Here is a 26,661-nt window from a genome sequence, read left to right on the forward strand (position 1 = left end):
AATGCCGTACGACGTGCAAGGTGTGATCGCCAAGGGCAAGGGCGAGGCCGTGAGCCTGGAGCAGGTTCACGTCCCCGACCCGGGACCGGGCGAGGCGGTGGTGAACGTCCAGGCGTGCGGGGTCTGTCACACGGACCTGCACTACCGCGAGGGCGGCATCAACGACGACTTCCCGTTCCTGCTCGGCCACGAGGCGGCCGGCACGGTCGAGGCGGTCGGCCCCGGGGTGACCTCGGTCGAGCCGGGTGACTACGTGATCCTCAACTGGCGCGCGGTGTGCGGCAACTGCCGCGCGTGCCTGCGCGGGCGGCCCTGGTACTGCTTCGCCACGCACAACGCGAGCCAGAAGATGACCCTCGCCGACGGCACCGTGCTGAGCCCGGCGCTCGGCATCGGCGCGTTCGTGGAGAAGACGCTGGTGGCGGCCGGGCAGTGCACCAAGGTCGATCCGGCGGCGCGTCCGGCGGTGGCGGGCCTGCTCGGGTGCGGCGTGATGGCGGGCCTCGGCGCGGCGATCAACACCGGCGGCGTGACCCGTGGCGACTCGGTGGCGGTGATCGGCTGCGGCGGCGTGGGCGACGCGGCGATCCTGGGCTCCTCGCTGGCGGGCGCGGCGAAGATCATCGCGGTGGACGTGGACGACCGCAAGCTGGAGTGGGCCAAGGGCTTCGGCGCGACGCACACGATCAACTCGCGGGAGACCGACCCGGTGGAGGCGATCCGCGAGCTCACCGGCGGCAACGGCGCCGACGTGGTCATCGAGGCGGTCGGTCGGCCCGAGACGTACAAGCAGGCGTTCTACGCCCGCGACCTGGCCGGGACCGTGGTGCTGGTGGGCGTGCCCACGCCGGAGATGACGCTGGAGCTGCCGCTGCTCGACGTGTTCGGCCGGGGCGGCTCGCTGAAGTCGTCCTGGTACGGCGACTGCCTGCCGTCGCGTGACTTCCCGATGCTGATCGACCTGTACCTGCAGGGCAGGCTCAACCTGGACGGCTTCGTCAGCGAGACGATCGGCCTGGACCAGGTGGAGGAGGCGTTCGCCAAGATGCACCGCGGCGAGGTGCTGCGCTCGGTGGTCGAGCTGTAGGGGCGACAAGGGGCACGACGGAGGGGTACCACGAGGGGCAGAGGCTCAGGATGTCGGGTTTATCCCAAAAAATCACCCGACCCGCATAGGCAAGCCTAACCTTGCTGCGCTATCTTAGGTGTGCCTTACCTAAAGGCCTGTGCCTCTCCCCTCGACACTTCTCCTGTTGCGAAAGGCCCCGACCGCACCATGTACGTCTGCGTCTGCCGAGCCGTCACCGAGAGCGAGATCCGCGACTGCATCGCGGCGGGCGCGACGAGGGCCAAGCAGATCCGCGACACCACCGGGGCGGGTGGGGACTGCGCGATCTGTGTGCGGAAAATATGTGCGATCCTGAAGTCGTCGAGTGAATTGGTGGTGACCACCTAGGGACCCGTTCGGGGGTGTGGGGAGAGAGCGTTCCGGCGCCGCCGTGGCGGTGCCGCGCGGCGTGCGCCCACGGCGTCCCCGCGCAGGACCACGGGGAGAAGAGGCATCGCAATGCAGGGCGACCCAGAGATCATCGCGTTGCTCAACGAGCAACTCACGTCCGAATTGACCGCGATCAACCAATATTTTCTGCACGCCAAGATGCAGGAGAACTGGGGATTCACCAAGCTCGCGTCCTACACCAGGGCCGAGTCGATCGACGAGATGCGGCACGCCGAGCGGCTGACCGACCGCATCCTGTTCCTTGAGGGCCTGCCGAACTACCAGCGGCTCGGCACGCTGCACATCGGTCAGACCGTACCCGAGCAGATCCGAGCCGATCTTGACATCGAGCTGAGCGTGGTCGAGCGGCTGCGGCCCGGCATCCGGTTGATGCGCGAGACGGGCGACATCACCTCCGCCCGCATCTTCGAGGACATCCTCGAGGACGAGGAGAAGCACATCGACTATCTGGAGACCGAGCTGCAGCTGATCGAGCGCCTCGGCGAGCCGCTGTACCTCCAGCGGTACGCCGAGCCCCGTTCGGCGGATGACTGAGCCGACGACCGAACCCCCGGGCCTTGCCCCGTCGCGGCCCGCTCCCGGAGCCGGAGCGGCCGCGGCGATACACCCCATGTGGCTCTTATTTGTCAGTGTTTGCCCAGGTCAATTGATGGGTCAACGGCGAGTCAAACCGCGCGCTGTAGCCGGGAAACGATCGCCTAAGGTCATACGATCGCTTCATGACCTGCGTACTTCTCGCCGAGGACGACACCTCGATCTCTGAGCCGTTGGCGCGCGCGTTGCGCCGGGAGGGCTATCAGGTGGAGGTGAGCCCCGACGGCCCGCAGGCCCTGGAGAGGGCTCTGTCCGGTGGCGTCGATCTCATCGTTCTTGACCTCGGTCTCCCGGAGATGGACGGGCTCGAAGTGGCCCGCCGGATCCGCGCCGAGGGACACGGCACACCCGTGCTCATTCTGACGGCACGGGTCGACGAGGTGGACACCGTGGTCGGACTCGACGCCGGGGCCGACGACTATGTGACCAAACCGTTCCGTCTCGCCGAGCTTCTGGCCCGCGTCCGGGCCCTGCTGCGGCGAGGCACATCCGAGACACCGGTGGTGCAGGGGGTGCGCATCGACGCCGACTCCCGGCGCGCCTGGATGGGCGACAAGGAGCTGCACCTCACCACCAAGGAGTTCGACCTGCTGCGCGTGCTCGTGCGCGACGCCGGCAAGGTCGTCACCCGCGAGCAGATCATGCGGGAGGTGTGGGATACCAACTGGTGGGGCTCGACCAAGACGCTCGACATGCACATCTCCTGGCTGCGGAGGAAGCTGGGCGACGACGCGGCGAAGCCGCGATACATCACGACCGTCCGGGGAGTCGGTTTCCGGTTCGAGCGTGAGTAGGGGGGGCGGGTGCGGCGGCGTCTGCTCTCCTCCACGCTGGTCGTCGCGGCCATCGCGGTGCTGCTGCTCGGTGTGCCCCTGGGGGTGGTCGTCAGCCGTCTCATTTATGACGAGGCCGTCCAGGAGTTGCGGGGCGAGGCCACGCGGCTGCTCGGCGCGGTCGAGTACGCCCGCATGGAGGAGCAACCGATCACACCGGAGTACCTGGAACGGGACTATCCGGATCGGTACATCCAGATCTTCATCTCCGGCAGCGCCCCGATCATCGCGGGCACGGCGCCGCCCGAGGACCGGCAGATCACCGAGGAGGTGCAGTCCGAGAGCGGCGTCTACGTCCGCGTGAGCAGGGACGCCCACCAGATCGAGTCCGACGTGCGCGCGCGGCTGCTGTTCATCGTGGCGCTCGCGTTCGCGGCCCTCGCCGTCGCGGTCGGGCTGGCGATCGTGCAGTCGCGCCGGCTCGTGCTGCCCTTGCAGGACCTCGGCGCGATCGCCGAGAAGCTGGGCTCGGGCGACGCCCGGCCCAGCCGCCACCGCTACGGCATCCAGGAGCTGGACCGGGTGGCGGAGGTGCTCGACCGCAGCGCCACGCGCATCTCCGAGCTGCTCGGCCGGGAGCGGGAGTTCGCCACCGACGCCTCCCACCAGCTCCGCACGCCGCTGACCGGGCTCACCATGCGCCTGGAGGAGATCGTCGCCGCCGCCGACGAGCCCGCCGTCGTACGCGAGGAGGGCGAGGCGGCGATCGTGCAGGTCGAGCGCCTCACCGCGGTGATCGACGAGCTGCTCGCGGCGGCGCGTCGGCAGCGGTACGCCCAGGCCGGGCCGCTGGAGGTGGACTCGGTGCTGGACCAGCAGCTCACCGAGTGGGAGCCGGCCTTCCGCCGGGCCGGGCGGCGGCTGGCGCTGGCCGGGGAGCGCGGCCTGAGCGCGCTCGCCACCGAGGGCGGCCTCAGCCAGGTGATCTCCACGCTCCTGGAGAACTCGCTGGAGCACGGCGACGGGACGGTCACCATCACCACCACGAGCGGGGAACGTTCCATCGTGATCGAGGTGGCCGACGAGGGGCCCGGCGTACCCGAGGAGCTGGCGGCGCGCGTCTTCGAGCGCAACGTGAGCGGCGGGGGCGGCACCGGCCTCGGCCTCACGCTCGCCCGCGCCCTCGCCGTCGCCGACGGCGGCCGCCTTGAGCTGGTACGCCGGTGCCCGGCGGCCTTCGCGGTCTTCCTGCGGCCGGTCGGGGACCAGGAGCGTTACCGCGTGGTGAGCGGGCCCGCCTGACGGATCGTCAGTCGGCCGGGTTCGAGGCCGACTGGGAGACCGGCTGGGACACCGGCTGGGAGACGGGGTGTGAGGCGGGGTGGGAGACGGCGGTGCGGGGCGCGGGCCCGGGGTCCGCCTCGGCCTCGGCCTCCGGGAGGCCGGTGTGCGGATCGACCGGCGGCAGGTCCGGCGGGAGGAAGACCCACTTCTTGTACGACCAGAAGCGGAACAGCGTGCCGAGACCGGTGCCGATGACGATCGAGGTCTGGTAGGCCAGGACGGTCTGGAGCTTGAGCGTGTACTCCACGAAGCCGATGACCAGCAGCGAGATCAGCAAACCGATGCCATTGAGCACGAAGAACAGGACATACTCGCGCGCCAGGCCGGAGTTCTCGCGGTTGCGCCAGGTCCAGTAGCGGTTGGCGACATAGGAGAGGGTCGCGGCGATGACCGTGGCGACGCCCTTCGAGGTCAGCGGCCCCACCTCCAGGACGTACCGGAAGAAGTTCGTGCACCCCCAGTCGATGACGAACATCGCTGCCCCGACCGTGCCGAACTTGGCCATCTCATGCACGAGTACGGCGAATCGCTCGTACAGGCGTCGGAGTTGTAGCACGGTCTACGGGATCCTTTCCTGACCGGGTGGCCGGGGCGCTCGCGTCGGAGCCGGTCATCCCAGGCTACCGGTGCCCGGGGACGGTCCTGGCGGGGCGGCTCCAAAGAACCTTGGCCGGGATGTTGCTGATCTCGCCCGCATCGGAGATATGGGCGGGTTGCCTATTATGCTGCGGCTGCGGCCCTCGCGGGCGCGACCGCCGGAAGAGCTACCCGATCGTGCCCCACATCCGGCCCACGTACGGCCCACATACTGGCTCACGTACGGACCCACATCCGGCCCATATCCGGGCTCACATCCGGGCTCACATACTGGTCCACGTACGGGCCCACATATGGGCAGGGAAATCCGGATCGGCGCGCTTGGGTAGGCTGAGATCTCGTGACAGGTCGAACCACCAGCGGAGACACGGTGTCCGGCGTCGGCGTCCCCCCTCTGGGGCCCGTGGTCGGCGTGGTCGGGGCCGGGCAGCTCGCGCGCATGACCCAGCAGGCCGCGATCGCGCTCGGGGTCGAGCTGCGCGTGCTGGCGGGCGCTCGCGACGAGAGCGCCGCCCGGGTCGTGGCCGACGTACGCCTCGGCGATTACCGCGACATTTCCGATTTGCGGGCATTCGCCAAGGGGTGTGACGCGATCACGTTCGACCACGAGCACGTGCCCACCGAGCACATCCGCGCCCTCGCCGCCTCGGGCCTCGCCGTACGCCCCGGCGCGGACGCGCTCGTGCACGCGCAGGACAAGCTGGCGATGCGGCGGCGGCTCACCGAGCTCGGCGTGCCCTGCCCCGCCTGGGCCCCGGTGGGCCCGCAGGACCCGATGGCCGCGGTCGAGGCGTTCGCCGAGGAGCACGGCTGGCCGGTCGTGCTCAAGGCGGTGCGCGGCGGCTACGACGGCCGCGGCGTGTGGGTGTGCGCCGACGCGGCGGAGGCCCGCGAGGTGCTCGCCACCGGGACGCCGGTGCTCGCCGAGGCGTTCGTGCCGTTCGAGCGCGAGGTGGCGGTGCTCGTCGCCCGCTCCCCGCACGGGCAGGGGGTCGGCTACCCGGTCGTGGAGACCGTGCAGCGCGACGGCATCTGCGTCGAGGTGCTCGCGCCCGCCCCCGGCCTCGACCCCGAGGACGCGGCGGTCGCCCAAAGCATCGCGCTCACCATCGCCAAGGAACTCGACGTGACCGGCCTGCTCGCCGTCGAGATGTTCCAGCTCCCGGGCGGCAAGGTCGTCGTCAACGAGCTGGCCATGCGCCCGCACAACAGCGGCCACTGGACGATCGACGGCTCCCGCACCTCCCAGTTCGAGCAGCACCTGCGCGCCGTCCTCGACCTGCCGCTCGGCTCGCCCGCGATGACCGCCCCCGTGGTGGTGATGGCGAACGTCCTCGGCGGCCCCGACCCGGACGTCTTCTCCCGCTACGAGCACGTGATGGCCCACGACCCCGGCGTGAAGGTCCACTTCTACGGCAAGCAGGTCCGCCCCGGCCGCAAGATCGGCCACGTCACCGCGTTCGGCGACGACCTCGACGAGGTCCGCGCCCGCGCCCGCCACGCCGCCGTCCACCTGTCCACCGGGGAGTACGTCTGATGACCACCGCCACGGCACGCGTCGGCATCGTCATGGGCAGCGACTCCGACTGGCCGGTCATGCGCCAGGCCGCCGAGGCCGTCGCCGAGTTCGGCGTGCCCTTCGAGGCCGACGTCGTCTCCGCCCACCGCATGCCCACGGAGATGATCGAGTACGGCTCCCGCGCCGCCGACCGCGGCCTTCAGGTCATCATCGCGGGCGCCGGCGGCGCCGCCCACCTCCCCGGCATGCTCGCCTCGGTCACCCCCCTCCCGGTGATCGGCGTCCCGGTGCCGCTGAAGTACCTCGACGGCCTCGACTCCCTGCTGTCGATCGTGCAGATGCCCGCGGGCGTCCCGGTCGCCACCGTCGCCGTCGGCAACGCCCGCAACGCGGGCCTGCTCGCCGTACGCATCCTCGCCGCCTCCGACGCGGCCCTACGCGCCAAGATGCTGGAGTTCCAGGAAAGCCTGAAGGTCCAGGCCCACGCCAAGGGCGAGCGACTGCGCGGCGAGGCCGCAGCGCTTGGCGCGGCGACGGGCGAGCCCCTCGGCTGAACGCGCTCTCGTAGGGCCCGGCCGGGCTCAGGCATGGCCGTGGTCACCGGCGGCGCCTGAGCGCCTCGTGCGGCCCGCGACGCGCCGTCGTCACCCACCGTGTCCGAGTTACTTCAGGGGGTATGTACTCCGCTGTCCGTGTTGGGCTCGGGGGTGCTTGTGGAGAGATTGGGCCGGTTCCTGGTTGCGACGGTGGCCGTACTGGCGCTGGTCGTGGAGTGTGGCGATGGCGAACAGAGCACACAGACCGACATCCCTCCTGAGGCGAGGGTGGCGGCTCCCCAGGAGCAGCTGTGGCCGAAAGACGGTGGTGCGAACCTTCCGGATCCTGCGTTCGAGGCGTACAAGGTATGCGATAGGAAATTGCGATCCGGTGAGTACCGGTCACTGGCCGTCTCGATGGACCGAATCGCGGGACAGACCGAACCGGAGACGGTGGCGGTCTGCAGACTGTGCGGCGGTGTCGCGAAAATCAACCTGGGTCGGACCCGTGAAGGACTGAAAGATCTGGGTGAGGCCGAGGATTTGCAGGGATACCTGCCGAGATCCGTGCGCCCGCAAATGTTGACGCTCCTGTTCAGCGGGCAGGTGATCGGTTATGCGGCCGAAGGGAACTCCGATGGCGTGCGTACCGCTCTCGACAAGCTCGCCAAAGTCGATCCGAAGAGGGCCGAACAGTACGCCAGCAAGTGCGCCATTGTGAGACCGGAAGGTTCCGAGGTGTCTTGCGAGGCACCGGAACGGGAGGAGCGACCGCGAAGCCCGGAGCGATCACCGGCCGGTACCGAAGCGCCTCCGCCGAGTCCGACCGACACCGGACCCGATACCACCTCGCCAGGTCCAGAGCCGACCGGGGAGGTGTCGCCACCCGAGCAGACGGACACCGGACCCCCGCCTGATGAGCCTCCGCCGGGGGATGAGCAGCCCGGCGACCATCCGGTTGAGCCGGATCGGACCTGACGCCTATGGCCGAGGAGACGAGAACGGCGGGCGGCCAGGACGGCGAAGCGAATCGCGGTGGCCCGTCGAGGAACCATGGTTTGGCGACCTGGCAGTTGCTGCTTCCGATCATCGCGCCGATGACGATCATCACCGCGCTGATCGTTTACTTCGGTTACATCCGGGTGAGCGGGAAATACAACGTATTCGGCCTTACCTCCGATGTTCTCGACCTTTCCCTTCAGGATTACATGTTTTATGGTCCTGATATAACCTTCCGGCCGCTGCTCTGGGCGCTGATCCCGGTCGTGATTCTGGGACCCGGCTACGCGCTGCTCATCTCAAAGCTGGCCGCACATCCCAAGCTCGCCCGCCGCGCGGCATGGGGAGCGAGGGCACTGGGAGTGGTGGGGTGCCTGGTCGGGTTCTTGGGCAGCGCGGGCCTCATGCATATCCATATTAATTTTCCGGTCGTTCCCCTCAGCATATTCATCGGGGCTCTATCATTGGCGCTCGCCGTGCGCCTGCAGGCCCTGGGCGGCCACCACGTTCCCAAGGCCGAAGCACCGTCGCTGTACACCTTTTGGACGTTGGCCTTGGTGGCCATGCTGGCCCTCTCCCTGTGTTGGGCAGGGGCCATATACATGCAAAAAGAGACAGTTGAAGCGGTATACCAAATGGACCTGCGCCGACTTCCGAGCGTGGTCGTGTACGCGCCCGAGCGCCTGCACATCGAGGGCACCGGCGTCGCAGAGACCGTGCTTGCGCAGCGTCCAGGCCAGACGGCGCGCTACCGCTTCCGGTATGAGGGACTGCGGTTGCTCATTCACACCAACAACCGATATTTCATGATCCCCGTCTGCTACGGAGAGGACCCCAAGCGTCGGGTGATCACCTTGCCCGATGACAACTCCATCCGGATGGACTTCCCCCGCCCCTCCGACGAACCGGCTCCGGTGTGCTCATGAGACCCGGTCAGGGGCGGCCGAGGGCGCGGTAGTGCCAGCCGGTGGCCCGCCAGATCTCGGCGTCGAGGGCGTTGCGGCCGTCGACGATGTTGCGGGCGGCGACGACCCGGCCGAGTCTCTCGGGGTCGAGTTCGACGAACTCGCGCCATTCGGTGAGCAGGAGCACCACGTGGGCGTCGCGGGCCGCGCCCTCGGCGGAGTCGGCGTAGTCGAGTTCGGGGTGGGCGCGGCGGGCGTTCTCCAGGGCGACCGGGTCGTACACGCGTACGCTGCCGCCCTGCCGGCGGATGGTGACGGCGACGTCGAGGGCGGGGGAGTCGCGGATGTCGTCGGAGTTCGGCTTGAAGGCGGCGCCGAGGACGCCGACGACGCAGTCGTGGAAGGAGCCGCCGGCGAGTTCGCGGGCGAGGTCGACCATGCGGGCGCGGCGGCGCATGTTGATCGCGTCGACCTCGCGCAGGAAGGACAGGGCCTGGTCGGCGCCGAGTTCGCCGGCGCGGGCCATGAAGGCGCGGATGTCCTTGGGCAGGCAGCCGCCGCCGAAGCCGAGGCCGGGGTTGAGGAACCTGCCGCCGATGCGCTCGTCATAGGCGAGCGCGGCCGACAGTTGCCTGACGTCGGCGTGCGCGGCCTCGCAGACCTCGGCCATCGCGTTGATGAATGAGATCTTGGTGGCGAGGAAGGCGTTCGCGGCCGACTTCACCAGCTCGGCGGTGGGGTAGTCGGTGACGACCAGGGGCACGCCCTCCGACAGCATCGGCTCGTAGACCTCGCGCATGATCTTCTCGGCCTGCTCGGAGGCGACGCCGATCACGATGCGGTCGGGGCGCAGGGTGTCGTCGACGGCGAAGCCCTCGCGCAGGAACTCGGGGTTCCAGACGAGCTCCACCTGGTCGCCGGCCGGCGCGAGCCGTACGAGCCTCTCGGCGAGGCGGGCGGCGGTGCCCACCGGCACCGTGCTCTTGCCCACCACCAGGCACTCCCGGGTGAGGTGCGGCGCCAGGGAGTCGATCACGGCGTCGAGGTAGGAGACGTCGGCGGCGTACTCGCCCTGCTTCTGCGGGGTGCCGACGCAGACGAAGTGCACGTCGCCGAACTCGGCCGCCTCCTCGAAGGAGGTGGTGAAGCGCAGCCGTCCCGCGTCGAGGTTGCGTTTGAGCAGCTCCTCCAGGCCGGGCTCGTAGATCGGGAGCTCGCCCGCCTGGAGCTGGGCGATCTTGGCGGCGTCGATGTCCAGGCCGAGCACCTCAAATCCCAGCTCCGCCATGCACGCCGCGTGCGTGGCGCCGAGATATCCCGTTCCCAGCACTGTGAGGCGGTAGGGCACGAGCGCTCCTTCCCTGTACTCCTCGCGTTCTCCTCGCGCGGGGTTGACCACCCTTACCGGTGATCGTGACTTGGTCCCATCTTCGCGCGCAGGTCGCCGGGGCATGCTACCGGCCCACCCGAACGGGCCGTCACCCTGCGAACCGCCCGCCGCCGTACCCACGACCCGAAGCCGATTCGGGGGCCCTTGCCGTGTCATTTGTTGGACGTCCTACTATCTGGCTATGAGCTTCCCTCTCTACGCCCCCCTCGACGAGCACACCATGCTTCGGCAGGCGATCCGCGCCCTCGCCGAAGACAAGATCGCCCCCCGCGCCGCTGAGATCGACCAGAGCGGGGAGTTCCCCTGGGACGTCCACCAGGCCCTGGTGGAGGCGGACATGCACGCCATCCACATCCCCGAGGAGTACGGCGGAGCGGGCGGCGACGCCCTCGCCGCGGTGATCGTCATCGAGGAGGTGGCCCGCGCCTGCGCCTCCTCGTCGCTGATCCCCGCCGTGAACAAGCTCGGCACCGTCCCCCTGCTGCTGTCGGCGTCCGAGGAGCTCAAGCGGCGCTACCTGCCGCCGGTCGCCCGCGGCGAGGCCATGTTCTCCTACGCGCTCTCCGAGCCCGAGGCCGGCTCCGACGCCGCGTCCATGCGCACCACCGCCGTACGCGACGGCGACCACTACGTGCTCAACGGCACCAAGCGCTGGATCACCGGCGCGGGCGTGTCGGAGTACTACACCGTCATGGCCGTCACCGAGCCCGGCATCGGCGCTCGCGGCATCTCGGCCTTCGTCGTGGAAAAGAGCGACCCCGGCTTCTCCGTCGGCGCCAAGGAAAAGAAGCTCGGCATCAAGGGCTCCCCCACCTGCGAGCTCTACTTCGACGACTGCCGCATCCCCGCCTCCCGCATGATCGGCGAGCCCGGCACCGGCTTCAAGACCGCCCTGGCCACCCTCGACCACACCCGCATCACCATCGCCGCCCAGGCCCTCGGCATCGCCCAGGGCGCCCTCGACTACGCCCTCGGCTACGTCAAGGAGCGCAAGCAGTTCGGCAAGCCCATCGCCGAGTTCCAGGGCCTGCAGTTCATGCTCGCCGACATGGCGATGAAGCTGGAGGCCGCCCGCCAGCTCACCTACGCCGCCGCCGCCAAGTCCGAACGCGCCATGCACGGCGAACGCGCCGACGACCTCACCTTCTTCTCCAGCGCCGCCAAGTGCGCCGCCTCCGACGCCGCCATGGAGATCACCACCGACGCCGTCCAACTCCTCGGCGGCTACGGCTACACCAGCGACTACCCGGTGGAACGCATGATGCGGGACGCCAAGATCACCCAAATCTACGAGGGCACCAACCAGATCCAGCGCATGGTCATGGCCCGCCAGCTCCTCAAGTAGGAGGCCTCACGATCAAGCGAGGGCGGCCGCTGTCGGCTGTCGCGGTCCGAAGACCGGCCGCGGATCACACGAGCGCGACCAGCCGCTCGGCCGCCACCGAGCGAAACGTGCGGAGCACGGCGACAAGCTCGGCCCTGGTCATGTCCCAACTCGCCATCTGTACCACCGCGTCACCCGATCTGGCGGACACCAGGACGTCACCCCCCTCCAGGTGCGCCACCCACACATCAGAGTCCGTCCTACGGCATGAGATGACCACATCGGTCTCTCCTTCCCGCCAGGCGGCGCAGGCGGTCCCGGAGGTGACGGCCTCCCCCGGCTTGACGTAAACCTCGAGCGAGGGCCCGTCCTTTCTCGTCGACTTGTATTCCAAAGCCAGCATCTTTGGCAGGTACGATTCCGCCAGCCCGGCGAGACGGAAATCAGGATGCTGCGGCGCGATCAGCGGCACCCCCGAATCCTTCAACCGCTGGACCAGAAGCCATTCACCCTCGACGTGATTCACCAGCGGCATCGCCACGGCCGCGACAACCATCCCTACGGCGACAACGACACCCGAAACCTTGTGACCGGGCGCACACAGCCACGCCGTCACCACGTACGCGACCGTGACGAGGAAGAAGAAATGCAGAACGGTCTCGCCCTCGGCGACCTCTTTGACGAACCAGGGCTCGGCCCAGAAGAGAACGATCACGGTGATCGGCGCGACAAGTCCCACGACCGGCCACAACGGCAGGCGCAGCAACCCACCGATCAGCAACCCGACCACCAGCACCCCAGGCGCCACCAACGCCTGCCGCCACCGCACGTCCACCATCACGTGGTACAAAATTTTGACCTCATCGTCTGCTTGCGATATCGCCAACTTCCAAACAACCAGCGAGAGAGCCACGAACGCCCCGACGCTGATCCCTGCCACCGTCGTCCTGACCAAGATCTTCACGGCGAGATTCTTGCATTTGAATTCCACATCAGAGAAACGAATTCACCGAGCGGCGGGAGAATCCGAAGCGAGACCTCAGTACGCAATGTCCGCGCGAACCGTCACGTCACGCCGGGCGTCCGCGGGGCAACGTTTCGTGAGCTGGCCGAGGAGACGCCGTGACATCGGCGAAGGGCTCACGCACGCGGTGGCGTCCGTCGAAACGGGCGTCATGACGACCGCGAGGCGTCACATCATCAACCAGGTACTCCAGGCATTGCCGGAGCAGGAGCGCGGCCGGGACGACGCACGGCACCTGCGCGCGTTGGCGTCCGCGTCGTCCGCGGCATGAGCGCGTACCGATGAGATGGCGGGCGCGCGGCCTCAGCCGGCGGGGTTGACCAGGCAGAGGGCGGACCACTGGTGGCCGTCAGGGTCGGCGAAGCCCCGCTGGTAGCGTCCGCCGGCGGTGATCGGCTCGCCGACGGCGGACGCTCCGGCGGCGAGGGCCTTGTCGACGAATTCGTCCACCTCGGCCGGGTTGTCCAGGCCGATGACGAGGATCACCTGGGTGGTGGTGTTGGGATCGGCGACCTCGGTCTTGGCGTACGTGGCGAAGGTCGGCCGGGCGAGGAGCATGACCTGGGTGCGTTCGCTGATGATGACCGAGGCCATGTCGTCCGTCATGCCGAAGAAGGAGAAGCCGAGCTCGGTGAAGAACTTCTTCGAACGGTCGAGGTCGGCGACGGGCAGGTTGACGAACAAGGTGTGCGCCATTTTCGGATCCTCCCGGTTCTGGATTGCCCGCACGGTGCGGGCAGTGTGAGTGTGCCGATGCGCGACGCCTATGGGCTTGGCTTGTGGTGCCGCCCGTTTGACGTTCCGTGCCAGGATTTCCGCCGGGCCTTCCGCGGCGCCGGGCTTTCGGTCCGGCTCAGACCTGCGGCATCAGGCGGGTACGGCGGTACTCGGCGGGCGGCATGCCGTACGCCTGCCGGAATATCCGGCTGAAGTGGGCCGAGTCGGGCAGGCCCCAGCGGGCGGCGATGACGCCGACCGGGGTGGCGTGGAGGGCCGGGTCGGCGAGATCCCTGCGGCAGCGTTCCAGGCGGCGCTGCCGGATCCAGGCGGCCACCGTCGTCTTCTCCGTCTCGAACAGGCGATGCAGTTGGCGCAGGGAGACATGGTGCGCGGCGGCGATGTCGGCGGGGGACAGCGTGGGGTCGCCGAGGTGCCGGTCGATGAAGGCGTGGATGCTCAGCAGCAGTGTGCGCGAGCGTGACTCGGCAGGGACCGCCTCGTACCGCTCGGCGCGTTCGGCGACGGCCGTGGTCACCAGGTCCGTCACCACGGTGGAGAGGCGGGCGGCGGTGGCGGGCCGGTACGTCTCCAGGTCGAGGGCGACGCGGCGGAGCAGCGGCGCGGCGAGGGCTCCGGTGCCGTCGTCGGCGCCGATGGGCACGGCGGTGAGGTTCGCGGCGGCGTCTTTCGGCAGGGCCAGCGTCTCGCGCGGGAGACTGAACACCGCCAGGTGCACCGCGGCGTCGTACACCAGGTCGTACGGCCGGGCGAAGTCATAGATCGCGAACTCGCCCGCGTTGAGCCGCGTGGACCGGCCGTCCTGCACCACGATGGGGCTGCCCGACATGACCAGCAGCACCCGGTACAGTTCCGGATCGGAACTGCGGATCAGCCGCGGGGTGCGGTGCACGCTGTGCGGCGTCGAGGTCTTCACCCTGCCGACGCCCACCGGCCCGAGCCGGTCGGCGGCGATCTCCCCGTCGGGCGGGCCGTCAACGCCGATCTTCGTGTCGAGGGGGCCCAGCACGTCGCAGATCACGTTCAGCCACTCCTCGCGCCTGTGCGCGGCGGGAAGATCACGGGTGCGGACCAGGACACCCACTTTCGTCAGTCCTCCGACGTCCCCACGGCCCGTCACGGGGCGCTCACACCTGCGCGCCGCTCCGCTGCCAACGCACAGGCGTGGACGAAGCCAGCGTCTCGCCCATAATGCCGGAAAGTTCTACCTGCTTGATGTGCAGGGTGAACGATGCGCCCGATTTATCCGGTTCCCATCCTGCCGCGAGAGCCCTGCGCAGGCAGGCGCGCACGAGGGCCGGTCGAACGGCGACGATCTGTTCCCCCATGTGCTCATCGCGCCAGGCATAAGGCAGATTGACCAGCAGCACGGCGCGCGGGTCCTCCGCGCGTTCCACCAGGAAGGTCATCTCCAACCTGCCGCCGGGGCTGTGCGTGGGGTTGGGGCGAACGCGCCAGCGGTAGACCACGCCATCCAGAGTGAACAGCCGTGAGCCCTTCTTGGGCATCGCCATACGTCTCCTCGCTCCTTGCCGTTCCCTGAGGGAAACGCGTCGGTGGCGGCATGCGGTTGGAGAAGCGTAACTGCGCCATGGCGCCTGATCGAGCCGTTTTCGAGGAACATAACGGCGATCGCGGGCGATCCCTCCACGCCAGATGACACGATCTGTCCCCACCCACCGCCGAGAGGAGAGGAACCTTCTTGTATCCCTCGGTCGAGCCCCACGATCACGGCATGCTGGACGTCGGCGATGCATCTGGCCGCGTACGCGCTGGGCGCCGGAATCTCCGGGATGACCTTCATCGACACGGAGGTCCCCGCGCTGCTCGGCAAGCCGGACGACCTGGCCACCCTGCTGTTCACCCGCGTGGGAGTCCCCGAGTACTCCGCCCGCCCCGGCGGCCCGGGCGCGCCGTCCGAGTTCCGCATGGTCCAGCCACGCCTCAACGACGACTAGCGCCGCCGGTCGATGAGCTGTTGGCATGCCCGTCTGGACTGCGGACTTACCCGTACTGCCTCGTTACCGTCCACTCGTTTGAGTTATCTACTGTTCACAGAACTATACTTCCGGGAAGTATGGTTCTGTAAGGACGAGCCTGCGGGGGAGCGGTGATTCGAAAGCCGGAACGGATCTTCGATCGGGTTCGGGAGTGGCAAGGGCTGGAATCGTTCGCCGCCGGGACGCCTTCGGTCGGCCCGGCGGGTGGCGCCCTTCTCGGCGTCGTCAGCGGTCGTCGCAGGCAGGGCAAGAGCTTCCTGTTGCAGGCGTTGGCCGAGGAGACGGGCGGCATGTACTTCGCCGCCACGGAGGCCACCGAGGCGGAGTCGCTCAGGCTCTTCGCGGAGGCGCTCACGCGCCATACCCGTGAGGTCGCCGAATACCCCTTCCGGGACTGGAACGACGCGATCACCCAGCTCTTCCGAAGCTTTCAGGGACGGCCGGTTCCCGTGGTCATCGACGAGTTTCCGTTCCTGTCCCGCGTGACGCCCAGCCTGCCGTCCATCCTCCAGCGGGAGCTGGGCCCGGGCGGCAGTGGAAGGCAGAGCGGCGTGCGGTTGCTGCTGTGCGGCTCGGCCATGTCCGTGATGGGAAACCTCCTGGCGGGACAGGCGCCGCTTAGGGGGCGAGCGGGCCTCGAACTCGTGATCCATCCGTTTCGCTACCGGGACGCGGCGACGTTCTGGGGGATCTCCGACCCCCGGCTGGCGATCCTGGTTCACGCGATCGTGGGCGGAACCCCTGCCTATCGGTACGAGTTCACCCAAGGTGACGCGCCCGAGGACCTCGCGGACTTCGACTCGTGGGTGATCAGGACCGTCCTCAATCCGCAGAAGCCGCTCTTCCGCGAGGCGCGCTACCTCCTGGCCGAGGAATCGGACATCCGGGACCCCGCCCTCTACCACTCCGTCCTGGCGGCCATCGCCAGCGGGAACACCACCAATGGCGGCATCGCGAACTACGTCGGCCGGAAGTCCGACCAGATCACCCACCCGCTCAACGTGTTGGAAGACTGCGCCCTCATCGCACGGGAGCCGGACCTCTTCCGGCCCGGGCGCTTCACGTACCGGATCGTCGAGCCGCTGATCACCTTCTATGAGGCGATCATGAGGCGGCGCTGGGCCGAACTGGAGCGCTACCGGGCGGAGCAGGTCTGGCGCTCCGCGCTCCCCGGCTTCCTGTCGCAGGTCGTCGGCCCGCACTTCGAGGCCCTGTGCCGCGAGTTCGCCCGTGACGCCGACGCGAGCCTGTACGGCGATTTTCCCGCCGACGTCGGCTCGGGTGTGGTCAACGACCCGGCGCGTCGTACCAAAATCGAGATCGACGTGGTGGTCCTCGCGGCACAGGAACCCGGGCGGCCCCGCCGGGTCCTCTCCCTGGGCGAGGCCAAATGGGGCGAGGTCATGAGCAGCCGCCACGCCGAGCGGCTGAGCCGGGCCCGCGACCTGCTCGCCGAGAAGGGCTATGACACCAGCGGGACGAAGTTGGCCTGCTACGGCGGAGCCGGGTTCACCGAAGATTTGCGGGCCGCGGCCGACGACGGGCTTCTTCTCGTGGGCCTCGACCGCCTCTATGGAGACTCCTGACACGAGACTCCGAGCACCTCGACTCCGGCAATCGTGCCCTGGGCGATGGCTGACGCGATGGCCTCGGCCGCCGACGCGGCCTCGCGGTCGAAGGAGGCGATGCCGTGTCCACCGTTGACAGGGTCGAAGGAAACGGTGGCGTCGTCCCACCCCGTCTCGTACAGCCTGTCGATGATCTCCTCTCCGGAAGGAGCGGTGAAGCTGAGATCGAAGCTGAAGACGTCCATGTTCACGCGGAAGATGACCACGTGGAGATGACACTGCCTTCGGCTGAGTCGGCTCTACCGGTACGGCCGCCTGGAGTGCCCGCTTCTCGCGCTGGTAGGGCTTCTAGCGGCGATGGTGGGCGTGCCAGGCCTCGGTGAGGCCCTTGACGGCCTGGTCGAGGAGGGGTGGGGGGAGGGCGTAGCTGAGGCGGAGGCGGTCGCGGTGGTGGCCGGTGGGGGAGAAGAGGGAGCCGGGGGCGACGGCGACGCCGTGGGCTCGGGTGAGGGTGGCGAAGCGGTCGGTGTCGACGCCGGGGAGGCGGGTCCAGAGGGAGAGGCCGCCGCGGGGCGGGGTCCAGGTCCAGTCGGGGAGGGCGGCGGCGAGGGCGGCGGTGAAGTGGTCGCGGCGGGCGGCGAGTTCGGCGCGCCAGCGGGCGACGGGGTTGAGCTGGAGGAGTTCGGCGGCGAGGCGCTGGGCGACGGTGCTGGTGGCGAGGTCGTTGTCCTGTTTGGCCTCGGCGAGGCGGGCGAGGAGGGGCTCGGGGGCCGTGAGCCAGCCGACGCGCAGGCCGCCCCACAGGGATTTGGACAGGGTGTTGACGGTGACGGTGCCGTACGGGTGGAGGTTCGCCAGGGGCTCGGGGGGATCGGCGTCGAAGACCAGGTCGGCGAGGCTGCGGTCCTCGACGAGGACCAGGTCGGCGGCGCGGGCGAGTTCGGCGACGTGGCGCAGGTCGGGGACGTCGCCGGTGGGGTTGCCGACGCTGACGACGTAGACGAGCGCGGGACGGTGCAGGTCGATCGCGGCGCGGGTGGCGCGGGGGTCGGTCAGGTCGGCCGGTACGGCGTGCGCCCCCACGCGGTTGAAGACCGTCAGGGCGCCCCCGTACGTGGCGTCCTCGACCAGGACGCGGTCGCCGGGGCGCAGGAGGACGCGGGCGGCGAGGTCGATGCCGTGCTGGCCGCCACTGGTGATCAGGACCTCGCCGCCGAGCAGGGCCCGCAGCCTCGGGTCGCCCATCGCGTCGTAGCCGTGGCCGCTGGGGGTGCGCAGCAACTCGGCGACCTCGATGGGGGGCAGCACGAGGTGGGAGGGGTCGGGCACGGTCGAGATGGACAGATCGGCCAGCACGGCGTCGGCGCGCAGCAGGCCGGAGAAGGACGGCGAGCCGGTCGGGGCGGCGGCCTGGCGCAGGTAGGTGCCGCTGCCGTGGCGGCGCTCGGCCAGGCCCTCCTCGCACAGCGCGTTGAGGGCCGCTGCTGCGGTGCCCCGGCTGACGCCGACCATCTGGGCGAGCTCGCGCTCCGACGGCAGCCGCGCCCCGGGGGCCAGCGCGCCCGCTCTCGCCAGGTCGCTCAGCGCCTCCGCCAGCCGCCGGCCGGTTGACCGCCCGCCGCCGCGCAGCCGCAGCCGCTCCCGCACCAGTACGGCGAAGCCGTCCAGATCCTCGCTCTCCACGCGCCTATTCTCGCTCCCTTGTCTGGCCGACATGGCGCGGGATATCATGGCCAATCATCAGTCAGTGGCACAGAATCGAAGCTGAGAACAAGCCACTTGGAGGCGCGGGTGAAACTCGTCGAGGCCGAGAAGATCTGGATGGACGGCGCCCTGGTGCCCTGGCACGAGGCCCGCGTGCACGTGCTGTCGCACGCCCTGCACTACGGCACGGCCGTACTGGAGGGCACCAAGGCGCATCTCACCCCCGACGGCCCCGCCATCTTCCGGCTCGACGCGCACCTCGACCGCCTCTACGCCAGCGCGAAGATCATCGGCTTGGACGTGCCGTACTCCTACGAGACGCTGCGCGAGGCCACCGTGCGGACGGTCGCCGCCAACGGCCAGACCTCCTGCTACATCCGGCACCTCGTCCACCGCGGCTACGGCGAGATGGGGATATCCGCCCGGGACTGCCCGGTCAGCGTGTCGATCGCCACCTGGGAGTGGGGCGCCTACCTCGCCGAGGGCGTCCGCCTGATGACCAGCTCGTGGCGCCGCAACGACCCCGCCGTCGTCCCCACGATCGCCAAGGCCACCGGCCCGTACCTGAACTCCGTGCTGGCCAAGGCCGAGGCCCTGGAGGCCGGCTTCGACGAGGCCGTGCTGCTCAACGCCGCCGGAAACGTCAGCGAGTGCACCGCCGCCAACCTGTTCCTCGTGGTCGGCGGCGCCCTCGTCACCCCGCCGACCGCCGCCGGGGCGCTCGCCGGCATCACCCAGGACACCGTCGAACGGCTCGCCGCCGACCTCGGCATCCCCGTACGGCGGCAGGACATCATGCGCGGCGAGCTCTACACGGCCGACGAGATGTTCCTGTGCGGCACCGCCGTCGGCGTCGTCTGGGTCGCCTCCGTCGACCATCGCGTGATCGGCCGCGCGGAGGGCCCGGTGACCAGGGTGATCAGGAACGCGTACGAGGACGCCGCGCACGGCCGCGACGCCCGTTACCGCGACTGGCTCACCCCGGTCGGCTGATCATTTCTTGCAGATGTTCTGCGTGGCCGTGCGGGCCGACGGGGACGGGGAGGCGCCGGCAGTGGCCGCGGCGGTGGGGACGGCGACGGTGACCTTGCGGGCGCCCGGGTACTGGCGGCCGACGATGACCTCGATGCCCTCGACGTCCGCCTGGCGCAGCTCGGCGCCGGGGAGGGCGGCGGCGACCGTGCGGGCCGAGTCCTCGCGGCCCGGGGCGTACCGGATGACGGTCTTCTGATAGTCGGTGGTGGCGGTGTTTCCGGGCGGGGACGGGACCATGAACCCCGCCTTGATCAGGTCCTCGCGGGTGCGGGCGCCGCGGCCGGTGATGCCGGTGCCGTTGAAGACCCGTACGGCGATGCGGGACGGCGGGATCGTCAGGGGCTCGGCGGTGGGGCTCGGCGTGGCGGAGCCGCCGGCACCGGGCTTGGGGGTGGCCTTCTTGGTGGGCTTGACCAGGGGCTCGTCGGCCTTGATGCGGCGGAACAGGTCCTTGGCGGCGACCTCGTCCCATTGGACGGCGGACTCGCCGGTGGGGGTCTTGAAGTCGACGTTGGCCAGGGGCACGGTGGTGAACGCGACGTCGTCGGTGGAGACGTCCCTGAGCTGCTCGGCGAGGCCCAGCAGGTTGCCGCTGAGCTTGCTGTCCACGGTGATCGTCTGCAGGGTGGAGTTGATCAGGCCGGTGAGCCGTACCGGGTTGGCGAGGGTGCCGCCGCTGAGCGCCCGGTCGAGCAGGGCGGAGATGACCTGCTGCTGGCGGTCGATGCGGTCGAGGTCGGAGCGGGCGGTCGCGCGGGTGCGCGCGTAGAACAGGGCCCTGACGCCGTCGAGCTCGTGGGTGCCCGCGGGCAGGGTGAACTTGGTCTTGACGTCGTTGATCGGGACCGGGGTGCACACCGAGATGCCGCCGATGGCGTCCACCACCTCGATGAAGCCGAGCACGTTGACCTCGACGTAGTGGTTGATCGGCAGGCCGGTGGCCTCCTGTACGGTTCGCACCGTCAGCCTGGGCCCGCCGAACTGGTACGCGGAGTTGATCTTGTGGGTGCCCTTGCCCGGGATGTTCACCCAGCTGTCGCGGGGGATGCTCACCACGGTGATCTTCTCGTGGTCCTCGGACAGGTGGATCAGCATCATCGTGTCGGTGCGCTGGCCGACCTCGCGGCCCAGGTGCAGCTCGTTCTGCTTGCGGCGGGACAGGTTGTCGCGTTTGTCCACGCCGACCAGCAGGATGTTCAGCGCGCCGCGCGGCTCGGCCTCGACCGTGCCCGCGTCCACCGAGCCGACCCGCCCGGCCGCGTAGTTCGGCAGCGCCCAGACCGCGCCCGAGCCCAGCAGCACCAGGACGGACAACGCGCCGGAGACGAGCAGCGAACGCCGGCGGGCGCGGGCGTCCCGCCCCTTCCGCGTGGCGCGGCGCGATCTCGGCGGGGTCAGGCGCACGCCGCCGTAGGCGTCCCCGCCGACGCGTACACCCGATTCGTCCAGGGTGTCGCCCGGGGCGGCCGATCCGGGAGCGGGCGGGGCCGGGCGGCGGACCCGCGCCGTACGGTCGTCCGGATCGCTCGGGCCTCCCGGGCCTGCGGGAGCGCCGGGCGCGCCCTGCCGACCGGGAGGAATGGGACCATGCGGTCCTCTCGGGTCGTGCGGGCCTCCTTGCGGGCCTGCGGGAGCGCCGGGCGCGCCCTGCCGACCGGGAGGAACGGGACCATGCGGTCCTCTCGGGTCGTGCGGGCCTCCTTGCGGGCCCGCCGGAGCGCCGGGCACGCCCTGCCGGCCCGGAGGCACGGGACCACGTGGTTGGCTCGGGTCGCGCGGATATTGCCGCCGACCGCCGGAGCCGTCCCGGCCCCTCCTGCGTCCTCCGGCGCCGCCCGAGCGGGCACCGAAATCGTCGTCGCGCGTCACGGTGCCCCCCTCCGCCTTCGTGGGACGATCATGGGGCTGCGACCGACCCGGATTCCGACACGGAAGAGCCGCTTCGGTTGCTATCCCCACCCGCTCGTACAGTAGCGTGATCGCAGCCATGAAGCAGTTCCCCGACTCGCCACAAGTTGCCCAGATGACGCGTTTCTGGCCGCCCGTATCCGTCGTCATGCCGGTCCTGAACGAGGAGCGCCACCTGCGTGAGGCGGTGCGCCAGGTGCTCTCCCAGCAGTACGAGGGACCGATCGAGGTCGTGCTCGCCGTGGGCCCCTCGCACGACCGCACCCAGGAGGTCGCCGACGCGATCGCCGCCGAGGATCCCCGGGTGCGCGTGGTCCCCAATCCGACGGGCCGCACCCCCAACGCGCTCAACGCCGCGATCGGCGCCTCCAGCCACACGATCGTGGCCCGCGTCGACGGCCATGCCATGCTTCCGCCGGACTATCTCAAGGTGGCCGTCGAGACGCTGGAGGAGACCGGGGCCGACAACGTGGGCGGCATCATGGCCGCCGAGGGCGTCACGCCGTTCGAGCAGGCCGTGGCCCGCGCCATGACCTCCAAGATCGGCGTCGGCGGCGCGCGGTTCCACACCGGCGGCGTCGCCGGGCCCGCGGACACCGTCTACCTGGGCGTCTTCCGCCGGTCCGCGCTGGACCGGGTCGGCGGCTACGACGAGCACTTCCTGCGCGCCCAGGACTGGGAGATGAACCACCGCATCCGCCAGACCGGCGGGCTGGTGTGGTTCCAGCCGCGCATGCGCGTCTCCTACCGGCCCCGGCCCAACGTCAAGGCCCTGGCCAAGCAGTACTTCCACTACGGCCGATGGCGGCGGGTCGTCGGCCGCACCCACCCGGGCACGATCAATTTGCGCTACCTCGCCCCGCCGGCCGCCGTGCTGGGCGTGCTCGTGGGGCTCCTCGCCGCGCCGTTCTTCTGGCCCGCGCTGATCCTTCCGGTCGGGTACCTCGCCCTGATCCTCGCCGGCTCGGCGCTCACCGGCTCGGGCATGCCGCTGAAGGCCCGGCTCTGGCTGCCGGTGGCGTACATCACCATGCACATGTCCTGGGGCACCGGGTTCATCACCAGCCCGCCGGGGCTGAGCAAGGCCGCCGCCGCCCGCTTGGGGCCGGGCGCCGATCCCGTCCGGGGCTGACGGCCTCGCCGTCAGCCGGCCGGGCCGACGTCGATGATCTCGCCGGTGAGGCCGGACGCGAGTACGGCGAGCGCGGTCTCGGCGATCGCCTCCGGCGACGGCGGCGGCGATGACAACGGCGATGACGACGGCGGCATGGCGGGCGCGAAGCCGGGCCACGGCCGGGCCGGATCGGCGACGCGTCCGGAATCGAGGCAGTTGACGCGAATGCCGTACTCGGCCCACTCCTCGGCCAGCGCCTCGGTCAGCGCGACGACGGCGGCCCGCACCGTGGCACCCAGACCGTGCGGCGCTCCGGCGGTGGCGTGAAACAGCAGGTGACCCCGGCTTTCGCGCAGGTACGGCAGCGCCGCCCTGGCCACGTTCGCCGGTCCCAGCGTGCCCGCGCCCAGCACCTCGGCGACCGCCTCCGGCGAGGCGTCGGCGAGCCGTCCCACCTCCGGCACCTCAACCGCGTGCACCACGTGGTCGACGCGGCCGGACTCCTTGGCGGCCACGGCCAGCGCCTCCTCGACCGCGCGGGCGTCCTCCACCCGCATCCCGTCGCCTCGGCGGAACCGGTGCACCGCCGCGCCGTACCTCCGCAGCGCCCCGGCGAGCCCGAACCCCTCCCCGAACACCGCGACCGTGCGCCCCGCGAAGGCGTCGCGCACGGCGTCCGGCCCGGCGAGCGGCGGGGCGGCGCGTCCGGCGAGCCGGAACAGGCGCTCGGCGATCGCCATGTCCAGCGGGTGGGTGATCTTCAGGTTGTGCTCGCTGCCGGGCACCACGCGGATCGGCACCTCCGGCAGGTAGCGCAGCACCACCCCGCAGTCGTCGGTGGCCGGCCGGTCCGCGAAGCCCGGGTCGGCGAACGCCCGCCGGTACGCCTCCCGGATCACCGACAGCCGGAAGCCCTGCGGCGTCTGCGTGCGCCGCAGCGACGACCGGTCCGGCACGTCCCGCACGATCTCGCCGTCCGGCCCCGCGTCCACCCGCACGATCGTGTCCGAGCTCGCGATCGCCACCTCAAGCGCCTCGCACGTGGCCAGCGCCGCCACGCACTCCCGCACGATGGCCGGATCCACCAGCGGCCGTACCGCGTCGTGCAGCAGCACGTCGCACTCCCGCTCGCCGATCGCGGCGAGCGCCCGCCACGTGGACTCGGTACGGCTCGCCCCGCCCTCGACGATCGCCGTGACCTTGCGGAATCCGTTGCGCGCGACGAGCTCCCGCGCGTCGGCGACATGCCCGGGGGCCATCAGCACCACGATCTCGTCGATCTCCGCGACGGACTCGAACACCGCGACGCTGTGCTCCAGAATCGTCCGCCCGGCGACCTTCAGCAGCTGCTTGGGCATGCCCGCGCCCATGCGCTGCCCCACCCCGCCGGCGAGCACCACGGCCACGACGGGCCGGGCGGGCGAACGGCCGCCGGCAGGCGGATTACGACGCCCGTCGTTTCGCACGGTGCCCCGCTTTCTCCGACACGCGATGACAATAACCCCTCTTCGATTCGGCCCCGGCGACGCTCGCCATAGCGGAGTGTTCTCCTGACCGGGTAAGGACACGCGTTTCACTGTTACGAAAAGACGACTGCTGGTAACGTGACCGGGTCAGGTACCGCCGGACGGGCGGGAACGGAGCCGCGAGGCTCGAAAGCCTGCGGAGACCCGTGGGGGACCACTTCGGTGGGCGCGGGTCGCCAAAGCAGGAAGAATCCCCGGCGTTGAGCGCCGGGGAGCACGTCAACGTGAGTACTTCCATCATCGAAGTGCTGGGAGTCTGAGCCACTTGCCCGATCCCACCACCGAGCCCCGGACGGACCGGGACGGTGTGCCGCACCCGGTGGCCGTGATGCTCGCGACCACCCCCGCGGCCGGGCTGACCTGCCCCGAGGGCACCCTGCTCGGACGCCTGGCGGGCCAGCTCGGCACGCTCTCCATCCGCCGCCTGCACCTGATCGCCCGCGGCGACGGCGCGACGGCGCGCTCCGCCCGCGCCCCCGGAACGCACGCCGACACCCGCACCGACACGCTCGTGGACGCCGGAACGCTCGTGGACGCCGGCGTCATCGCGGGAGCCGCGACCGCCCGCGGGCCGCTCAAACCGCACGTGATCGCCAGCCCGGGGCTCGCCGACGACCTGCGCGCGGTGGCCGCCGTCGCCCGCGCCGAGGTGGGGCCGCTCGTCGTGCTCCCGGCCGACCTGGTGGCGCACACCGAGGCGCTGGCCCGGCTGATCGAGCATCCGTCGTACGGCACCGCCGCCCTGGTCGGCCCCGCCGCCGGGGCCGGGCCGCTGCGCGCGCCGGTCCGCGTCGAGGACGGCGAGGCGGCCGCGTCCGGCAACGCCTTTCACGAGGTCACCGCCGCCAACGCCACCTTCGGCGGCGCCTTCCAGGTGGGCATGGCCGACCTGGCGTCCTTCGCCGACGTGGCCGACGAGCTCGCCGGCCTGGTCGAGGACGGGCGGCTGGGCCCGGTGACCGGCGACCAGGCCGCCGAACTGCTGCTCACCGGGCTGATCCGGGCCGGCGTCCCGGTGCGGGCGGCCGGGCTGGGGCCGCTGCGCGCCCGCCGCGTCGCCGACCAGGCCGCCGCCGACGCCGAGCTGGCCGCGCTCGCCGAGGTGGACGAGTCGGCCGCCCGGCTGGCGGCGGCCGTCAAGGACGGCGACGGCCTGTTCACCACGTACGCGGTCAGCTCCTGGTCGCCCCACCTGGTGCGGGCCGCCGCCAAGGTCGGGCTGGTGCCGAACTCGGTGACCGGCATCTCGGTCGGATTCGCCGCCATCGCCGCCGTCTGGTTCTCCGCGGGCGACCGCGTCGGCCTGCTCGTCGGCGCGGCGGCGTTCTACCTGTCGTTCGTGCTCGACTGCGTGGACGGGCAGCTCGCCCGCTACACCCGGCGATACTCCCCGCTCGGGGCCTGGCTGGACACCGTCTGCGACCGGGGCAAGGAGTTCGCCGTGTACGCGGCGCTCGCCGCCGGATACGCCGGGTCCGCGAGATCCTCGGGGTTCTTGGGGTCCTTGGGGTCCTCCGTGGACGTGTGGCCGCTGGCGATCGCCGCGATGCTGCTGCTGGGGCTGCGGCACGCGATCGACCACGCCTACGCCGGGTCGCTCGCGGCGGCGGGCCGTACCGTCGCCGCCCGTCGCCACCCGGCCACGTCGCTGACGCTGCCGTACGACCCGGGCACCTTCGACGACGAGACCCCGGACCCCGCCGCGCCCCGCGCGACCCCGGCCCCGCGAGCGCTGTGGGCCAGGCGGGTGATCGTGCTGCCGATCGGCGAGCGGACCGCGCTGATCTGCGTCACCGCCGCCCTGTTCGACGCCCGCGTCACCTTCCTCGCCCTGCTCGCCTGGGGCGGCGTGGCGACGCTGTACATGCTGGCCGGCCGCGTCGCGCGGTCCCTGCGCCGAGCGGAGGCGTGATGCCCGAGCACCTGACCGTCCACCCGGTGCCCGTGCCCCGCAGCCCGGTGATCCTGTACCGCGACGACGGCGGCCTCGCCAAGGCGATGGGAGCCGTCGTGGCCGGGCAGCTTCCACCGCTTCCGCCCGCCGTCGCCGGGGCGTTCGTCAGCGCGGTGCTGCTGGCGGTGGGCGTGGCCGCCTCGCCCGCGCTGGCGATGTTCACCCCGGTCGTGGCGCTGCTGCTGATCGGCCCGGGCAGCTCCCACCCGCACGACGGCAGGCTCGACTGGCTGGTGCCGCCGATCCTGCGGCTGGTCGAGTACGGCTTCGTCGTCGCGGTCGGCTTCGCCAGGTCGGTGCCCGCGCCGCTGCTGTTCGCGCTGCTCGGGGCCGTGCTGTTCCACCACTACGACCTGGTGCAGCGCATGCGGCAGCGGGTCTACCCGCCGTCGTGGCTCGCCAACGCCGGGCTCGGCTGGGAGGGGCGCACGCTGCTGGTCGGGCTCGTGGCGCTGGTGGGCGCGGTCCCGTTCTGGTACGGCGTGCTCGCCGTCTACCTGTGGGGGCTGTTCATATGGGAGAGCGTCACCTGCTGGATGGCCGCCCCCGGCTCCGGTACGCGGACCGGACTCGCGGGCGCCGACGAGTGA

26 protein-coding genes are annotated in these 26,661 nt (G+C 70.6%); 16 read left to right on the forward strand and 10 right to left on the reverse strand.

What is annotated here, in order from left to right:
• The first annotated feature begins 1 nt into the window (after nucleotide 1).
• The 5 genes from AB0K60_RS03655 to AB0K60_RS03675 all read left to right on the forward strand — a co-directional run bounded on the left by AB0K60_RS03655 (nucleotide 2) and on the right by AB0K60_RS03675 (nucleotide 4,188).
• On the forward strand, nucleotides 2–1,087 hold the full coding sequence (locus AB0K60_RS03655; RefSeq protein WP_364048204.1) for an S-(hydroxymethyl)mycothiol dehydrogenase: 1,086 nt from the start codon (nucleotides 2–4) through the stop codon (nucleotides 1,085–1,087).
• Nucleotides 1,088–1,276: 189 nt separating this feature from the next.
• On the forward strand, nucleotides 1,277–1,456 hold the full coding sequence (locus AB0K60_RS03660; protein ID WP_364048206.1) for a (2Fe-2S)-binding protein: 180 nt from the start codon (nucleotides 1,277–1,279) through the stop codon (nucleotides 1,454–1,456).
• Nucleotides 1,457–1,567: 111 nt separating this feature from the next.
• Nucleotides 1,568–2,053, forward strand: coding sequence for a bacterioferritin (bfr, locus tag AB0K60_RS03665; RefSeq protein WP_364048208.1), 486 nt, complete (start codon nucleotides 1,568–1,570; stop codon nucleotides 2,051–2,053).
• A 185-nt stretch (nucleotides 2,054–2,238) separates the two neighbouring features.
• Nucleotides 2,239–2,907 carry a response regulator transcription factor gene (locus AB0K60_RS03670; protein ID WP_030451323.1) on the forward strand — a complete coding sequence of 223 codons (669 nt, stop codon included), beginning with the start codon at nucleotides 2,239–2,241 and terminating at the stop codon, nucleotides 2,905–2,907.
• 9 nt (nucleotides 2,908–2,916) lie between these two features.
• Nucleotides 2,917–4,188 carry an ATP-binding protein gene (locus tag AB0K60_RS03675; protein ID WP_364048211.1) on the forward strand — a complete coding sequence of 424 codons (1,272 nt, stop codon included), beginning with the start codon at nucleotides 2,917–2,919 and terminating at the stop codon, nucleotides 4,186–4,188.
• 7 nt (nucleotides 4,189–4,195) lie between these two features.
• On the opposite strand, the gene AB0K60_RS03680 is transcribed toward AB0K60_RS03675, so the two are convergent.
• On the reverse strand, nucleotides 4,196–4,786 hold the full coding sequence (locus AB0K60_RS03680; RefSeq protein WP_364048213.1) for a GtrA family protein: 591 nt from the start codon (nucleotides 4,784–4,786) through the stop codon (nucleotides 4,196–4,198).
• 435 nt (nucleotides 4,787–5,221) lie between these two features.
• On the opposite strand from AB0K60_RS03680, the gene AB0K60_RS03685 reads away from it, so the two are divergent.
• The 4 genes from AB0K60_RS03685 to AB0K60_RS03700 all read left to right on the forward strand — a co-directional run bounded on the left by AB0K60_RS03685 (nucleotide 5,222) and on the right by AB0K60_RS03700 (nucleotide 8,807).
• Entirely contained in the window at nucleotides 5,222–6,364 is a 1,143-nt protein-coding gene (locus tag AB0K60_RS03685) for a 5-(carboxyamino)imidazole ribonucleotide synthase (protein ID WP_364049265.1), read from the forward strand.
• Nucleotides 6,364–6,900 (forward strand): 5-(carboxyamino)imidazole ribonucleotide mutase, encoded by a 537-nt coding sequence (purE, locus tag AB0K60_RS03690; protein WP_364048215.1) that lies wholly within the window; start codon nucleotides 6,364–6,366, stop codon nucleotides 6,898–6,900. Before AB0K60_RS03685 ends, purE begins: the two co-directional genes overlap by 1 nt.
• A gap of 192 nt (nucleotides 6,901–7,092) precedes the next feature.
• A complete protein-coding gene (locus tag AB0K60_RS03695; RefSeq protein ID WP_364048217.1) occupies nucleotides 7,093–7,860 on the forward strand; it encodes a hypothetical protein in 768 nt (255 codons plus the stop codon).
• 5 nt (nucleotides 7,861–7,865) lie between these two features.
• Nucleotides 7,866–8,807: a hypothetical protein gene (locus AB0K60_RS03700; protein ID WP_364048219.1), complete on the forward strand. Its 942-nt coding sequence runs from the start codon at nucleotides 7,866–7,868 to the stop codon at nucleotides 8,805–8,807.
• 7 nt (nucleotides 8,808–8,814) lie between these two features.
• On the opposite strand, the gene AB0K60_RS03705 is transcribed toward AB0K60_RS03700, so the two are convergent.
• The gene (locus AB0K60_RS03705; RefSeq protein WP_364048221.1) at nucleotides 8,815–10,134 is read right to left on the reverse strand and encodes a UDP-glucose/GDP-mannose dehydrogenase family protein; all 1,320 of its coding nucleotides are present in this window, start codon (nucleotides 10,132–10,134) and stop codon (nucleotides 8,815–8,817) included.
• 223 nt (nucleotides 10,135–10,357) lie between these two features.
• Between AB0K60_RS03705 and AB0K60_RS03710 the strand changes: the two genes are divergently transcribed.
• Nucleotides 10,358–11,521 (forward strand): acyl-CoA dehydrogenase family protein, encoded by a 1,164-nt coding sequence (locus AB0K60_RS03710; protein ID WP_364048223.1) that lies wholly within the window; start codon nucleotides 10,358–10,360, stop codon nucleotides 11,519–11,521.
• Nucleotides 11,522–11,585: 64 nt separating this feature from the next.
• On the opposite strand, the gene AB0K60_RS03715 is transcribed toward AB0K60_RS03710, so the two are convergent.
• The 4 genes from AB0K60_RS03715 to AB0K60_RS03730 form a co-directional block, all read right to left on the reverse strand.
• Nucleotides 11,586–12,464 carry a hypothetical protein gene (locus AB0K60_RS03715; protein ID WP_364048225.1) on the reverse strand — a complete coding sequence of 293 codons (879 nt, stop codon included), beginning with the start codon at nucleotides 12,462–12,464 and terminating at the stop codon, nucleotides 11,586–11,588.
• Nucleotides 12,465–12,827: 363 nt separating this feature from the next.
• A complete protein-coding gene (locus tag AB0K60_RS03720; RefSeq protein ID WP_364048227.1) occupies nucleotides 12,828–13,220 on the reverse strand; it encodes a VOC family protein in 393 nt (130 codons plus the stop codon).
• Between the two features lie 157 nt (nucleotides 13,221–13,377).
• Nucleotides 13,378–14,346: a helix-turn-helix domain-containing protein gene (locus AB0K60_RS03725; protein WP_364048229.1), complete on the reverse strand. Its 969-nt coding sequence runs from the start codon at nucleotides 14,344–14,346 to the stop codon at nucleotides 13,378–13,380.
• Nucleotides 14,347–14,389: 43 nt separating this feature from the next.
• Complete coding sequence (locus AB0K60_RS03730) at nucleotides 14,390–14,776, reverse strand: hypothetical protein (RefSeq protein ID WP_364048231.1); 387 nt, start codon at nucleotides 14,774–14,776, stop codon at nucleotides 14,390–14,392.
• A gap of 237 nt (nucleotides 14,777–15,013) precedes the next feature.
• Between AB0K60_RS03730 and AB0K60_RS03735 the strand changes: the two genes are divergently transcribed.
• Nucleotides 15,014–15,220: a hypothetical protein gene (locus AB0K60_RS03735; RefSeq protein WP_364048233.1), complete on the forward strand. Its 207-nt coding sequence runs from the start codon at nucleotides 15,014–15,016 to the stop codon at nucleotides 15,218–15,220.
• Between the two features lie 152 nt (nucleotides 15,221–15,372).
• Nucleotides 15,373–16,848, forward strand: coding sequence for an ATP-binding protein (locus AB0K60_RS03740; protein WP_364048235.1), 1,476 nt, complete (start codon nucleotides 15,373–15,375; stop codon nucleotides 16,846–16,848).
• On the opposite strand, the gene AB0K60_RS03745 is transcribed toward AB0K60_RS03740, so the two are convergent.
• Nucleotides 16,833–17,075 (reverse strand): hypothetical protein, encoded by a 243-nt coding sequence (locus tag AB0K60_RS03745; RefSeq protein WP_364048237.1) that lies wholly within the window; start codon nucleotides 17,073–17,075, stop codon nucleotides 16,833–16,835. The two genes, AB0K60_RS03740 and AB0K60_RS03745, sit on opposite strands and share 16 nt — an antisense overlap.
• Before the next feature lie 103 nt (nucleotides 17,076–17,178).
• Nucleotides 17,179–18,513 (reverse strand): PLP-dependent aminotransferase family protein, encoded by a 1,335-nt coding sequence (locus tag AB0K60_RS03750; protein WP_364048239.1) that lies wholly within the window; start codon nucleotides 18,511–18,513, stop codon nucleotides 17,179–17,181.
• Between the two features lie 108 nt (nucleotides 18,514–18,621).
• Here AB0K60_RS03750 and AB0K60_RS03755 point away from each other — a divergent pair, with 108 nt between their 5' ends.
• A complete protein-coding gene (locus AB0K60_RS03755) occupies nucleotides 18,622–19,527 on the forward strand; it encodes a branched-chain amino acid transaminase (RefSeq protein WP_364048241.1) in 906 nt (301 codons plus the stop codon).
• Here the strand turns inward: AB0K60_RS03755 and AB0K60_RS03760 are convergent, their stop codons facing one another.
• Nucleotides 19,528–20,973, reverse strand: a complete 1,446-nt coding sequence (locus tag AB0K60_RS03760; protein WP_364048243.1) for an LCP family protein — start codon at nucleotides 20,971–20,973, stop codon at nucleotides 19,528–19,530.
• A gap of 619 nt (nucleotides 20,974–21,592) precedes the next feature.
• Between AB0K60_RS03760 and AB0K60_RS03765 the strand changes: the two genes are divergently transcribed.
• The gene (locus AB0K60_RS03765; RefSeq protein WP_364048245.1) at nucleotides 21,593–22,609 is read left to right on the forward strand and encodes a glycosyltransferase family 2 protein; all 1,017 of its coding nucleotides are present in this window, start codon (nucleotides 21,593–21,595) and stop codon (nucleotides 22,607–22,609) included.
• 11 nt (nucleotides 22,610–22,620) lie between these two features.
• On the opposite strand, the gene AB0K60_RS03770 is transcribed toward AB0K60_RS03765, so the two are convergent.
• Nucleotides 22,621–24,057 (reverse strand): bifunctional cytidylyltransferase/SDR family oxidoreductase, encoded by a 1,437-nt coding sequence (locus AB0K60_RS03770; RefSeq protein WP_364048247.1) that lies wholly within the window; start codon nucleotides 24,055–24,057, stop codon nucleotides 22,621–22,623.
• Nucleotides 24,058–24,382: 325 nt separating this feature from the next.
• On the opposite strand from AB0K60_RS03770, the gene AB0K60_RS03775 reads away from it, so the two are divergent.
• On the forward strand, nucleotides 24,383–26,029 hold the full coding sequence (locus tag AB0K60_RS03775) for a CDP-alcohol phosphatidyltransferase family protein (RefSeq protein WP_364048249.1): 1,647 nt from the start codon (nucleotides 24,383–24,385) through the stop codon (nucleotides 26,027–26,029).
• Nucleotides 26,029–26,661 (forward strand): DUF5941 domain-containing protein, encoded by a 633-nt coding sequence (locus tag AB0K60_RS03780; protein ID WP_364048251.1) that lies wholly within the window; start codon nucleotides 26,029–26,031, stop codon nucleotides 26,659–26,661. Before AB0K60_RS03775 ends, AB0K60_RS03780 begins: the two co-directional genes overlap by 1 nt.

Origin of the sequence: Thermopolyspora sp. NPDC052614, from assembly GCF_040678635.1 — a bacterium.
Taxonomy (GTDB): Bacteria; Actinomycetota; Actinomycetes; order Streptosporangiales; family Streptosporangiaceae; genus Thermopolyspora.

Bases quoted from the DNA above. Each gene is read 5' to 3' on its own strand.
- AB0K60_RS03655 (WP_364048204.1), top strand. From the start codon at position 2: ATGCCGTACGACGTGCAAGGTGTGATCGCCAAGGGCAAGGGCGAGGCC.
- AB0K60_RS03735 (WP_364048233.1), top strand. From the start codon at position 15,014: ATGCATCTGGCCGCGTACGCGCTGGGCGCCGGAATCTCCGGGATGACC.
- AB0K60_RS03700 (WP_364048219.1), top strand. From the start codon at position 7,866: ATGGCCGAGGAGACGAGAACGGCGGGCGGCCAGGACGGCGAAGCGAAT.
- AB0K60_RS03670 (WP_030451323.1), top strand. From the start codon at position 2,239: ATGACCTGCGTACTTCTCGCCGAGGACGACACCTCGATCTCTGAGCCG.
- AB0K60_RS03765 (WP_364048245.1), top strand. From the start codon at position 21,593: ATGACGCGTTTCTGGCCGCCCGTATCCGTCGTCATGCCGGTCCTGAAC.
- AB0K60_RS03780 (WP_364048251.1), top strand. From the start codon at position 26,029: ATGCCCGAGCACCTGACCGTCCACCCGGTGCCCGTGCCCCGCAGCCCG.
- AB0K60_RS03745 (WP_364048237.1), bottom strand. From the start codon at position 17,075: ATGGACGTCTTCAGCTTCGATCTCAGCTTCACCGCTCCTTCCGGAGAG.
- AB0K60_RS03660 (WP_364048206.1), top strand. From the start codon at position 1,277: ATGTACGTCTGCGTCTGCCGAGCCGTCACCGAGAGCGAGATCCGCGAC.
- bfr (WP_364048208.1), top strand. From the start codon at position 1,568: ATGCAGGGCGACCCAGAGATCATCGCGTTGCTCAACGAGCAACTCACG.
- purE (WP_364048215.1), top strand. From the start codon at position 6,364: ATGACCACCGCCACGGCACGCGTCGGCATCGTCATGGGCAGCGACTCC.
- AB0K60_RS03720 (WP_364048227.1), bottom strand. From the start codon at position 13,220: ATGGCGCACACCTTGTTCGTCAACCTGCCCGTCGCCGACCTCGACCGT.
- AB0K60_RS03730 (WP_364048231.1), bottom strand. From the start codon at position 14,776: ATGGCGATGCCCAAGAAGGGCTCACGGCTGTTCACTCTGGATGGCGTG.
- AB0K60_RS03710 (WP_364048223.1), top strand. From the start codon at position 10,358: ATGAGCTTCCCTCTCTACGCCCCCCTCGACGAGCACACCATGCTTCGG.